Below are 11,494 nucleotides of genomic sequence, written 5' to 3'. Positions count from 1 at the left end.
CGCGATCAGCCGCGACCGCGAACGGCCGCTCCCGTCCCGGTCCCCGCCGCGCTGGAGGCGCAGGGCCACGCCGACCGCCGCCAGGGCCACCGCCGTCATCGCCGCGCCCGCCCAGGCGGTGGACGCGAAGCCGAAGTCGAGGTCGATCACCGTGCCGCCGAGCCACGGACCGGCCGTGTTGCCCAGGTTGAACGCCGCCGTCGTGGTGGCTCCGGCCAGCGTCGGCGCGGCCCCGGCCACGTTGAACATCCGGGCGTTCAGCGCCGGGGCGGTGAAGAAGGCGGACAGGCCCAGCAGGAACGCCAGCGCGATCACCGCGACCTGGCTGGAAGCGAACAGGGCCAGCGCCACCAGGAACACCGTGGACGCCGTGATGCCGCTCAGCAGCACCCCGAAGAGGTGCGCGTCCGCGACCCGGCCGCCGATCACGGTGCCGATCAGGGCGCCCGCCCCGAACAGGCCGAGGATCCACGGCACCCACCCGGAGTCCAGGCCCGCCACGTCCGTGAGCAACGGAGCGAGGTAGCTGAACGCGCAGAACACGCCGCCCGCCGCGAGCGCGGTGATCACGATCGCCAGCCAGACCTGGCGGTCCCGGTAGATCGTCAGCTCCTGCTTCAGCTCCGGCTTCTTCTCCGGCAGCGGGATGTGCGGGATACGCGTGACGACGCCGACCAGCGCCACCGCCGAGGCCGCGCCCACCGCCCAGAACGCCGAACGCCAGCCGAAGTGCTCGCCGAGGAAGGCCCCCAGCGGCACGCCCAGCACGTTCGCCACGGACAGGCCGCCGATCATCACGGCCATCGCCCGGGCCCGCTGGTTCACCGGGACCATCGCGATGGCCACGGCCGCGCCGACCGCCCAGAACCCGGCGCACGCGAGCGCGCTCAGCACCCGGGAGGCGAAGAGGATCTCGTACGTCGGGGCCAGCGCACCGGCCACCTGGCCGAGGCCGAACACCGAGATCAGGGCGATCAGTGTGGTGCGGCGCGGAAGCCGGAGCGTGGCCACGGCAAGCAGCGGGGCGCCGACCACCATGCCGATCGCGAACGCGGATATGAGGAGTCCCGCCTGCGGGATCGACACGTTCATGTCGTCCGCGATCGGCGGGAGCAGACCCGACAGCATGAACTCGCTGGTGCCGAGGGCGAAGACCGAGAGGCCGAGAATGTATACGGCCAGGGGCATGGAAGTGCGGCGTGAGGGAGAGTCGGGCATGACTCGTCCCAACGCGGGGAAACGCGTCCGCATTCCCGGTGCCGGGACGGGACCGCGCCTGTTCACAGCCCTGTGATGACCTGGGCGGACCCGGGCCGCAGGCCACCGCCACCGAGCAGAGGCCGGTGTCCGGCGTCGTCCTGACCCCGTGCCGCGACGGCCGCGCACCGCAGGTCCCCCGGGAACAACCGGACGGCGTCAGCACGGTGCGCCGGGACGTCACCGGCGTCATGCCGGCGATCTCGGCGGTGGTCCTCACCGTGTCCACCGCCGCCACTCGGTTCGTCGCCGGGCGCCGGGAACAGCTCGCCGGGCACCCCTGCCGGTTCGCCGCCTCCCTGTCCCAGGAGCTGCCGGGCCGGTCGGCGTCGTTCGTGCCGTCGGACAGGCCCGGACCGTGCCCGAGTTCCGGCCGGTACGTCCGTGCCGCAGCCGCCTCCCGGCGTCGTGGCGCCCCTGCCGCTCATCCGCGGACGTCTCGTCCGGCGATCGGGTAGGGTCGCCGAACTGCCAAAGGAGGAACGGGTGTTGGACTCCGAGATAGAGCGCTTTTTCGCACAGCCGCGCTACTGGTTGATGCACGCGCTGCCGTGGCCGACGACGGACCCGAACGTCGGGATGGCGGAGGCGGCGCACGTCATCGCGCCCTCGACCGTTCCCTCCGGGCAGCGGGACCGTCTGCCTCAGGACGTGGCGGATCTTCTCGGGTACGTGGATGTGTACGCGAGCGAACATCCGGATCAGCGAGTGGTCTGGTTCACGGACGTCACGCGGTGGCTGGAGTGGGAGAAGGGCAGCAGCTGGAGCGCGCTCGGCGTGGAGTGGGAGCACGCGCTCGCGGAACTGGCGCGACTCCCGCTCCTGGGGTTGTACATGACGGTCAACCGCCGGGCCTACCACCATCTGATCAACACGGCCGAGCGTTTCCGCGTGACCTACACGGACGGGCACAGCGAGGTGCTGACCGATGGGGAACGCCGAGCGGTTCATGAGGCGTTCGAGCACAAGCTGGACGAGGACTGGCCGGCGTACGTCCGCGACATGGTGGCGAGCGGACACCTCACCGTCGGCTAGCTCCTGGCGAGCCGGCCGGCAGCGGGGGCCGCTCACCGGCCCGCCGTACGGAGTCGATGACGTGCGAGAGCCGGTCAACGTCGAGATCCGCGCATCCGGGTCGAGCCGGTCTTCCGCCACCCCCACCGCCGTCGCCGCGGCCCCGGCGCCCCCCCGGGTGGCGCGGAGCCGGCTGATCGCCCCGCGGTCGCGGTGCGGCCGGAGGACGTCGCGCACGGCGGCGTCGCTGACGTGGGTCACGGCTCCACGGCGGAGAAGGGGCTGTGCGCCACGGGCCGGTCCGCCACACTGGGGGTGTGAAGCTTCCCCGGGTGGAGTGTCCGAAGTGCCGTCGGCCGACGGCTGTCGCCCCCATGGCCGGATCGCTGACGAAGGGCCGCCTGTGGCGGCACGACGATGCGAGCGCACGCCGCGACCCGGAAGGGTTCCTCGTGTCCTGCTCGGAGTCCCTGAGCACCGTGGACCTGCCCGAGGCCGGCCGCCAGATGGAGCTCGACCTCGACGTCCCGGACCCCGCCGACGCACCCGAGCCCGAGCCCCTGGACACTCTCGCCCTGTTCTGACCCCTTCTGCCCCCTCGCCCCGCCTCGCGGAGCACCGGCTTCCCGGTGCCCGTTCGCGGGCGGACTCCGTTCGGCCCTAGGGCGTGTTGCGAAAGCCCCGCCTGTTCGGCGACGCCCGGCACGCACGCTCGCCGCGTTGTCGGGACCACCCCGATACCACCAGTATCGGGGCGGCCCTCCGCCTTGCGATCGCACGCACCGGACGCCGCCGAACCCGCCCTCCGGGCGGACGACGCTCCTTCCGAAACACGCCCTAGGCGGGCAGCGCGTGCAGCTTCTTGCCGTGCAGGGCGAAGACGTGCTTGCCGTCCGTGGCCACCAGCCACGCGTGGTAATCGCCCGTCCCGTCGTTGAACGTCCAGCGCAGGGCGCCGGTCTTCGCGTCGAAGGCGTGGACGCCGCCCTCCGGGTCCAGGTCGGTGGCCCCGTACAGCGTGCCGCCCACCCTGACGATCTGCCGGGGCACCTGCACGCTCGCGTCCCGGAGCGCCGTGGACTGCCAGACCTTCTTCCCGGTCGCCGGTTCGAGGGCCCACAGCATGCGCCCGCTGTCCGCGATGTACAGCACCCCGTCCACGACGCTCGGCTCCCGGAACAGGGAGAACTCCTCCGCCTCCACGGACCACTTCTCGGAGCCGTCCGCCAGCGCGAACGCCTGGAGCCGGGAACCCTGCGGAACGATCACCAGGTCCTGGTGGACGGCGAACGGCCCGTAGCTCGTCTTCGTCGTCTTGTGCGTCCACACCTGCTTGCCGGTGGCGGTGTCGCGGACGGTGAGGTTCTTCTTGTAGTCCGTGTAGACCAGGTGGCGGCCCTGCACGGCGGCGTGGATGCCGTTCTGCTCGGTGCCGAGGTCGCGCTGCTCCTTCCAGGCGACCTTGCCGGTGGTGCTGTTCAGTGCGGCGATCACGTTGGTGTGGGACGAGCCGTCGGCCTCCAGGATCTCCGCCACGACGTACACCTGCTCCGCGTCCACCGCGATGGGCCTCGGCTGCCGGTACTCCTTGCCGAGGTGGCTGCGCCAGGATTCCTTGCCCGTCCCCGGTACGAAGCCGATCACGCTGCCGTCGTACTTGCCGCTGGCCAGGTACAGGGTGCCCGCCCCGAGCAGCAGCGGTGCACCGGGCGTCGCCCCCTCGACCAGTGACCAGCGCTCCTCGCCGCTCGCCCCGGCGAGCGCGGCCAGCGGATCGCCGCTCGCGATCACCACGCCGTCCACGGCGACGAGTTCGTCGTTGTCGCCGTACGTCTGCGCCGAGGTGGTCTTCGTCCAGAGCGGCGCGGGGGCCTTGCCGTCCTCGCCGCCCCCGCTCCCCTTGCCGTCCCCGGGAGAGGCACTGCGCGGCGGCGGAACGCTGCCCTCGCCGCCGGTCGCCGACTCGTCCTCGCAACCGGTCAGGCCGGCCCCGACCACCGCCATCGTGAGCCCGCCCCCGGCCAGCCGCAGTATGCGCCGCCGGGACGTGCTTCCGGCCGTCGTGCCGAGACCCTTGGACATGTCGCCTTACCCCCGTGGAGTTGTTCGGAGCGGAAAGATCGGCGGATCGCCGTCGCAGAAGGCGTGTGCATCTGCGATGCGAGACGTTAGCCCCCGGCGCCCTTCACCGGTCGGGCCAAGGTGCGACCGGGACGACACCGTGAACGAACCGGAACATTTGCGAAGGCACGTTGACACGTCGACGGAACGACGGGGAGACGCGTTGACGGGGCAAGGGGGGAGACGCGTCGACGGGGGAGAGACGTTGACGAGACGCCCCCGGGGAGGGAGGGAAGGGAGGGAGGCGGCCGCCGGCCGGTCCGCAGCCCGGCCGGTCAGTCCGGGGCGGACGCGGCCAGCAGCTCCAGCTCCGCCGCCAGGTTGTGCCGGGCCCGCGCCTCCCACTCCGCCGCGCCGTACGGGGTGCGGAACAGCCGGGGCAGGCCGACGAGGTGCCGCAGCACCGCCGCCCGGCCCTCCCGGAAGGCGTCGTCCGGGACGAAGGCGTACTCCTCCCGGACCCGGGCCGCGTACGCCCCGTACTCCTCCGGACCGCCCGCCAGGACCGCCAGGTCCGCGTCGCACAGCACCTCGCCGTTGCGGTCGCCCGGCGCCGGATCGTGGGCGACGGTGAGCCGGACCAGCCGGGCGACCTCGGCCGTCACCGCGTCCTGCACCCCCGCCTCCGGCAGCGCGCGCTCGGCCAGGGCGGCGCTGCGCTCCTCGTTCTCGCTCCGGTCGGGCCGGTACACCGCGTCGTGGAACCAGGCGGCGAGCCGTACCGCCCGCACGTCCTCCGCGTGGTCCGCCAGCGTGTCGATCCGTTCCAGGACCGCCCGCAGGTGGGCGGTCGTGTGGTAGCGGCGCTGCGGCTCGGCCCAGCGGGCGAGCAGGTTCTCGGCGTACGGCAGCGGGTCGGGGCCGTCCGCCCCGCCGCGCGCGGCCAGCAGCGTCTCGTGCCAGCGGTCCCGGAGACCGGTCTCGGCGTCCTGCGGGGGGCGAGGGCTGGGGCCGGGGTTCGTCATGGGGCGACTCTAGAACGCGACGCGACGCGCGACGGGGCGGGAGGTGACGCGACGCGCGACGGGCGGGAGGTGACGGGGCGTGCGCGGGGCGGCCGGGCCCGGGGGCATCCATCCTCCGGACCGGCCCTTGTCGTCCGGCTAGGGCGGGCCCTACCGTGCGCCCGTGACGATGGATCTCAACGCGGACCTCGGCGAGGGCTTCGGCCGCTGGACCCTGACCGACGACGACGCCCTCCTCGCCGTCGTCACCAGCGCCAACGTGGCCTGCGGCTTCCACGCGGGCGACGCCTCCGTGATGCGGCGGGTCTGCGACGCGGCGGCGGCCGGCGGGGTACGGATCGGGGCGCAGGTCTCCTACCGGGACCTGGCCGGGTTCGGACGCCGCCCGATGGACGTGCCGGCCGCCGAACTGACCGCCGAGATCGCCTACCAGATAGGCGCGTTGCGGGTCTTCGCGGAGGCCGCCGGCACCACCGTCTCGTACGTCAAACCGCACGGCGCGCTCTACAACCGGACCGTCCGGGACGACGAGCAGGCCGCCGCCGTCGTCGCGGGCGTCCGGCTCGCGGGCGGCTCCCCGGCCGTCCTCGGCCTGCCCGGCTCCCGGCTGCTCGCGCACGCCGCCGAGGCCCGGCTCCCCGCCGTGGAGGAGGCGTTCGCCGACCGCGCGTACACCCCGCAGGGCACCCTCGTGCCGCGCGGCGAACCGGGCGCGGTGGTGCACGACCCGGACGAGGTCGTACGCCGGAGCGTCGGGATCGCCGTCGAGCGGGCGGTGACCGGGGCGGACGGCAGCCGCGTCCCGGTCGTCGCGCGCTCGCTCTGCCTCCACGGGGACACCCCGGGCGCGGCGGACCTCGCCCGCCGGGTGCGTGCCGCGCTGGAGGAAGCGGGCGTCGCGATACGGGCGTTCACGTGAACGGGCGTCGCGATACGGGCGTTCACATGAGCGTGCCGGGGGGCGCGGAGGGGGCGCGCGCCCCCTCCGCCCCCGGCCCTCCCTCGGCTCCCACGCGCGCGCGGCAGGTCCGGGTCCTGCCCGCAGGACCGCACGGGCTGCTCGTCGAACTGGCCGACGGCGAGCACGCCGAGGCGTTCCACGCCGAACTGCTCCGCCGCCGCGATCGCGGCGAGCTGCCCGCCGTACGCGACATCGTCCCGGCCGCCCGCACCGTCCTGCTCGACGGGATAACGGACCGTGCTCCCGGAGCCGGAGCCGGAGCCGGAGCCGGAGCCGGAGCCGGAGCCGGAGCCGGGGGCGGGGGCGGGGGCGCTCCTGGGGCCCGCGATCGGTCGGCCCGGGACCGGTCGGCCCGCGACCGGTTGGCCCGGGACCTCGCCTCCTGGCGGGTGGAGACGGCGCCCCGCGCGGACCGCGACCCGGTGGAGATCCCCGTCGTCTACGACGGCCCCGACCTCGACGAGGTCGCCGAGCTCTGGGGCGTCGGGGCCGCCGAGGTGGGGGCCCTGCACTCCCGGACCGCGTTCCGGGTGGCGTTCTGCGGGTTCGCCCCCGGGTTCGGCTATCTCGCGGGGCTGCCCGAGCGGCTGCACGTGCCCCGGCGCGCGACCCCGCGCACCCGGGTTCCGGCCGGGGCGGTGGCCCTCGCCGGGCCCTACACGGGGGTGTACCCGCGCCCCTCGCCCGGCGGCTGGCAGCTCATCGGGCGGATGCCGGACCCGGGGCCCCTGTGGGATCCGGGCCGGGAACCCGCCGCGCTGCTCGCCCCCGGGACGCCGGTCAGGTTCGTACCGGTGGGGGCCGAGGGCGGCGGAGGCGCGGGTTCGGCGCCCGCCGCCCGTACGCCCGGCTCCCGCGCATACGCCCCCCGGGCGGGCGCGTGACGTCGGCCGCCGCCGCCCGCCTGTACGTGGTCCGGCCCGGCGCGTTGACCACCGTGCAGGACGCGGGCCGTCCCGGCCGGGCGCACCTCGGGGTCGGACGGGCCGGGGCGCTCGACGCGCCCGCCGCCCGGCTGGCCAACCGGCTGGTCGGCAACCCACCGGACGCCGCCGTTTTGGAGACCACGCTCACCGGGTGCGCGGTCCGACCGGACCGTCCGGTCCTGGCCGTCGTCGGGGGCGCGGGCTGCCCGGTGACGGTGGACGGGCGGCCGGTGGCGTGGGGCGCGCCGGTACGGGTACCGGCGGGCGCGGTGCTGGAGGCGGGCCCCGCCGTGGACGGCCTGCGCGGCTACCTGGCGTTCGCGGGCGGGCTGACGCCGGACGCGGTGCTGGGCAGCCGTTCGACGGACCTCCTCTCGGGGCTCGGGCCCGCCCCGCTGAGCGAGGGGGACACCGTTCCGCTGGGTGATCCGGCGGGGTGCGCCCCGCTGCGCGCCGCCGGGCCCGTCCCCTGGCCGGGCGCCCCCGTCGAACTGGTGCTGCCGGTCCATCTCGGGCCGCGCCACGACTGGTTCACCGTGTCCGCGCTCCGCACCCTCCTCACCGCTGCCTACCGCGTCTCGCCGCACAGCAACCGCATCGGCCTGCGGACGGAAGGGCCCGTGCTGGAACGGTCCCGCAAGGAGGAACTGCCGAGCGAGGGAGTGGTGTTGGGCGCGATCCAGGTCCCGCCGGACGGACGGCCCGTCGTCTTCCTCCACGACCACCCGACGACCGGTGGCTACCCCGTCGTCGGCGTCGTCCCCGAACACGCCCTCGCCGGGGCCGCGCAGGCGGTGCCGGGGACGCGGCTGCGTTTCGTACGGGCCTGAGCCCCGTCCGGCGGCTCGTCCGGCGTTCCGGCCGGGCGCCCGGTGGCCGGGGCACGGGCCGAGGGGGTGACGCATCGCGCGGAGCCCGTCCGGGAGACGCCCCCGGTCTGCCACATCACCGGCGGAGCCCGCTCCCACCCGGTGCGACGACCGGCCGCGCATCAGACGCACGGCCGGGGTGCGACGACGTGATCAGCAGCAGTTGGGGTAGTCCCAGGGCAGCCAGCCCCTGCCGGTGTCGAGGCGCATCTTGCCCACGGTGGCGCCGTTGGTGTTCTTCAGCACCATGTTCGTCCGGATCTCGCCCCCCGACTCCCAGTCCGTCACGGTGATGGAGCTCGCCGCGTTGGCCCCGCCGCCGGACGGGTCGGGCTTGCCCATGGAGGTCCAACTGCTCCAACTGCCGTTCGTGCTGATGCGCCACCACACCGCGTAGTCGGTGCCGACCAGGAACTGCTCGTCCTCACCGTTCGGCAGCTCGTGCTTGGTCACGCCGTACTTGCATATGTACTTGCCTTTTCCACCGGCCGTGCAGATGTCGGCGGCCTGGGCCGGCGTGATGGACACGGCCAGTCCCGCCATGGTGGCGACGGCGACGACGGCGGCCTTGATTCTCTTCACCCTGGGCATCCTGTTCTCTGGCGTACTCCGCCGTACCGGACTTCTTCCGGTACGGCGGTGAATCGCCGTCACCTTACTGCCCGGCGGTGAACGGTCCTCACGTCTCCCGAACAGGGCTCCACCCGCCCCCGGTACGCTGCCGGACCGGTGGGGGGGCGGCGGAAGTCCCCCAGGTCCTGTGGTGAGTTCACCCCCTGTTCAACAGACGGTGACGAACACCGGACATGCCCGGCCCCCGTGCGCACACACGAGCGCGGCGGGACCTCGACGGTCCCGCCGCGCTCCGACCCCGTAGGCCGGTCCGGTCTCACGCGCCCTTGAAGGTGCGCAGCCGCAGCGAATTGCCGACCACGAAGACCGACGAGAAGGCCATGGCCGCTCCGGCGATCATCGGGTTGAGCAGCCCGGCGGCGGCCAGGGGGAGGGCCGCGACGTTGTAGGCGAAGGCCCAGAAGAGGTTGGTGCGGATGGTGGAGAGGGTGCGGCGGGAGAGGCGGATCGCGTCGGCGGCGGCGTTGAGGTCGCCCCGGACGAGGGTGAGGTCGCCCGCCTCGATCGCGGCGTCCGTCCCGGTGCCCATCGCGAGCCCGAGGTCGGCCTGCGCGAGGGCGGCGGCGTCGTTGACCCCGTCCCCGACCATCGCGACCGAACGGCCCTCCGCCTGGAGGCGCTTGACCACGTCGACCTTGTCCTGCGGCATGACCTCCGCGTACACCTCGTCGATGCCGACCTCGGCCGCGACCGACTCCGCCACGGCCCGGTTGTCACCGGTCAGGAGGATCGGGGTCAGGCCGAGGGCCCGGAGCCGGCGGATGGCTTCGGCGCTGGTGTCCTTGACCGCGTCGGCGACTTCGAGCACCGCGCGTGCTTCGCCGTCCCAGGCGACGGTGATCGCGGTGCGTCCGGCCGCTTCGGCCGCCTGCTTCGCCTCGGCGAGGGGGGTGGGGAGGTGGATCTCCCACTGGGCCAGGAGTTGTTCGCGTCCGACGAGGACGGCGTGGCCTTCGACGATGCCCTGGACGCCGAGTCCGGGGATGTTGGCGAAGTCCTCGGGGGTGGGGAGGGGGCCGGTGGTGTCGGTGGCGGCGGTGGCGACGGCTTGGGCGATGGGGTGTTCGGAGGCGTTCTCCAGGGCTCCGGCGAGGCGGAGGGTTTCGGTTTCGGTGGTGGTGGGGGTGGTGTGGATGGTCTGGAGGGTCATGCGGCCGGTGGTGACGGTGCCGGTCTTGTCGAGGACGATGGTGTCGGCGCGGCGGGTGGTCTCCAGGACTTCGGGGCCTTTGATGAGGATGCCGAGTTGGGCGCCGCGTCCGGTGCCGACCATGAGGGCGGTGGGGGTGGCGAGGCCGAGGGCGCAGGGGCAGGCGATGATGAGGACGGCGACGGCTGCGGTGAAGGCGGCGGTGAGTCCGGCGCCGTTGCCGAGCCAGTAGCCGAGGGTGGCGAGGGCGAGGGCGATGACGACGGGGACGAAGACGGCGGAGATGCGGTCGGCGAGGCGTTGTGCGGAGGCTTTGCCGTTCTGGGCGTCTTCGACGAGTTGGGCCATGCGGGCGAGTTGGGTGTCGGCGCCGACGCGGGTGGCTTCGACGACGAGGCGTCCTGCGGCGTTGAGGGTGGCTCCGGTGACGGGGTCGCCGGTGGTGACCTCGACGGGGACGGATTCGCCGGTGAGCATCGAGGCGTCCACGGCGGACGAGCCCTCCACCACCGTCCCGTCCGTCGCGATCTTCTCCCCGGGACGGACCAGGAAACGGTCCCCGACCTGGAGTTCGGCGGTCGGGATCGTCGACTCGACGCCGTCGCGCAGGACGGTGACCTCCTTCGCGCCCAGCTCCAGCAGCGCCCGCAGCGCCGCCCCCGCCTTCCGCTTCGAACGGGCCTCGAAGTAGCGCCCGGCGAGGATGAACGCCGTCACCCCGGCCGCGGCCTCCAGATAGATGTTCCCGGCGCCGTCGCTGCGGGCGATGGTGAACTCGAACGGGTGCGTCATCCCGACCATGCCCGCCGTCCCGAAGAACAGCGCCCACAACGACCAGAGGAACGCGGCCGAGGTGCCGACCGAGATCAGCGTGTCCATGGTGGCCGCGCCGTGCTTCGCGTTGGTCCAGGCGGCCCGGTGGAAGGGCCAGGCGGCGTAGGTGACGACCGGCGCGGTCAGGGTCAGCGAGAGCCACTGCCAGTAGTCGAACTGGAGCGCCGGGACCATCGCCATCGCGATCACCGGTACGGCGAGGACGACGGCGGTGATCAGCCGCTGGCGCAGGCTGGTGAGCCCGTCGTCCTCCGCGTCCTGCGCCGGGGCGTCCGCCGCGTCCGTGCCGCCCCCGGTCCGGGGGGCGGTGGCGGGCGGGGCGGGCCGCCGGGCGGTGTAGCCGGTGGCCTCGACGGTCGCGATCAGGTCGTCGACCGAGACCTCGGAGCCCTGGTAGGTGACCTTCGCCTTCTCGGTGGCGTAGTTCACGGTGGCTTCGACGCCGTCCATCCGGTTGAGCTTCTTCTCGATCCGGGCCGCGCACGAGGCGCAGGTCATCCCGCCGATCGCGAGCTCGACCGCGGCCGTGCCGGCGTCGGAGCCGACGGCGCTGGTGTCGGTGGTGGCGGAATGCGCGGACACGGGGTCCTCCCTGGGGCCGTCCTCTGTCTTAGATACCCCTAGGGGGTATCTCCATCTGCCTCATGTATACCCCCCTCCCCTATGAATTGCAAGGGGCGGTCGCGGCGGAGGGCGCGGGTCGGGTCGCGTCCCGCCCTGCTCGTACGTTCCTATAGAGGGCTGCGCCGTCCAGTCGCCGCCCC

At 73.8% G+C, this 11,494-nt stretch carries 10 protein-coding genes; 5 read left to right on the top strand and 5 right to left on the bottom strand.

The genetic code is table 11. From position 1 onward, the window contains the following. The coding region (locus AMK24_RS05280) for a Cmx/CmrA family chloramphenicol efflux MFS transporter (protein ID WP_199876369.1) at nucleotides 1-1,188 on the bottom strand (1,188 nt) is incomplete at its 3' end. Between the two features lie 558 nt (nucleotides 1,189-1,746). Between AMK24_RS05280 and AMK24_RS05270 the strand changes: the two genes are divergently transcribed. Further along, nucleotides 1,747-2,292 (top strand): hypothetical protein, encoded by a 546-nt coding sequence (locus tag AMK24_RS05270; RefSeq protein WP_143203688.1) that lies wholly within the window; start codon nucleotides 1,747-1,749, stop codon nucleotides 2,290-2,292. 296 nt (nucleotides 2,293-2,588) lie between these two features. After that, complete coding sequence (locus AMK24_RS05265; RefSeq protein ID WP_143203687.1) at nucleotides 2,589-2,855, top strand: hypothetical protein; 267 nt, start codon at nucleotides 2,589-2,591, stop codon at nucleotides 2,853-2,855. A 253-nt stretch (nucleotides 2,856-3,108) separates the two neighbouring features. On the opposite strand, the gene AMK24_RS05260 is transcribed toward AMK24_RS05265, so the two are convergent. Next, a complete protein-coding gene (locus tag AMK24_RS05260) occupies nucleotides 3,109-4,353 on the bottom strand; it encodes a PQQ-binding-like beta-propeller repeat protein (RefSeq protein ID WP_073765356.1) in 1,245 nt (414 codons plus the stop codon). Nucleotides 4,354-4,667: 314 nt separating this feature from the next. Next, nucleotides 4,668-5,357 carry an HD domain-containing protein gene (locus tag AMK24_RS05255; RefSeq protein ID WP_073765355.1) on the bottom strand — a complete coding sequence of 230 codons (690 nt, stop codon included), beginning with the start codon at nucleotides 5,355-5,357 and terminating at the stop codon, nucleotides 4,668-4,670. 169 nt (nucleotides 5,358-5,526) lie between these two features. Between AMK24_RS05255 and AMK24_RS05250 the strand changes: the two genes are divergently transcribed. From AMK24_RS05250 to AMK24_RS05240, 3 genes are read left to right on the top strand one after another with little or no spacing between them, the layout of a single operon-like run. After that, nucleotides 5,527-6,276 (top strand): LamB/YcsF family protein, encoded by a 750-nt coding sequence (locus AMK24_RS05250; RefSeq protein WP_073765354.1) that lies wholly within the window; start codon nucleotides 5,527-5,529, stop codon nucleotides 6,274-6,276. Nucleotides 6,277-6,302: 26 nt separating this feature from the next. Beyond that, a complete protein-coding gene (locus AMK24_RS05245; protein WP_079190424.1) occupies nucleotides 6,303-7,202 on the top strand; it encodes a 5-oxoprolinase subunit B family protein in 900 nt (299 codons plus the stop codon). After that, complete coding sequence (locus tag AMK24_RS05240) at nucleotides 7,199-8,074, top strand: biotin-dependent carboxyltransferase family protein (RefSeq protein WP_073765353.1); 876 nt, start codon at nucleotides 7,199-7,201, stop codon at nucleotides 8,072-8,074. Before AMK24_RS05245 ends, AMK24_RS05240 begins: the two co-directional genes overlap by 4 nt. Before the next feature lie 192 nt (nucleotides 8,075-8,266). Here AMK24_RS05240 and AMK24_RS05235 read toward each other — a convergent pair whose 3' ends face one another. Both AMK24_RS05235 and AMK24_RS05230 read right to left on the bottom strand, forming a co-directional pair. Further along, complete coding sequence (locus tag AMK24_RS05235; protein ID WP_073765352.1) at nucleotides 8,267-8,695, bottom strand: hypothetical protein; 429 nt, start codon at nucleotides 8,693-8,695, stop codon at nucleotides 8,267-8,269. 307 nt (nucleotides 8,696-9,002) lie between these two features. After that, a complete protein-coding gene (locus AMK24_RS05230; RefSeq protein WP_073765351.1) occupies nucleotides 9,003-11,312 on the bottom strand; it encodes a heavy metal translocating P-type ATPase in 2,310 nt (769 codons plus the stop codon). Nucleotides 11,313-11,494 lie beyond the last annotated feature (182 nt).

This window comes from Streptomyces sp. CB02366 (assembly GCF_001905905.1).
GTDB lineage: Bacteria > Actinomycetota > Actinomycetes > Streptomycetales > Streptomycetaceae > Streptomyces.
The sequence above is the reverse complement of the archived record's forward strand: the minus strand, read 5'-3'. Positions and strand labels throughout refer to the sequence as shown.

Excerpts from the sequence above, each read along its gene's own strand:
- AMK24_RS05255 (WP_073765355.1), bottom strand. The coding sequence starts at position 5,357 with ATGACGAACCCCGGCCCCAGCCCTCGCCCCCCGCAGGACGCCGAGACC.
- AMK24_RS05260 (WP_073765356.1), bottom strand. The coding sequence starts at position 4,353 with ATGTCCAAGGGTCTCGGCACGACGGCCGGAAGCACGTCCCGGCGGCGC.
- AMK24_RS05250 (WP_073765354.1), top strand. The coding sequence starts at position 5,527 with ATGGATCTCAACGCGGACCTCGGCGAGGGCTTCGGCCGCTGGACCCTG.
- AMK24_RS05245 (WP_079190424.1), top strand. The coding sequence starts at position 6,303 with ATGAGCGTGCCGGGGGGCGCGGAGGGGGCGCGCGCCCCCTCCGCCCCC.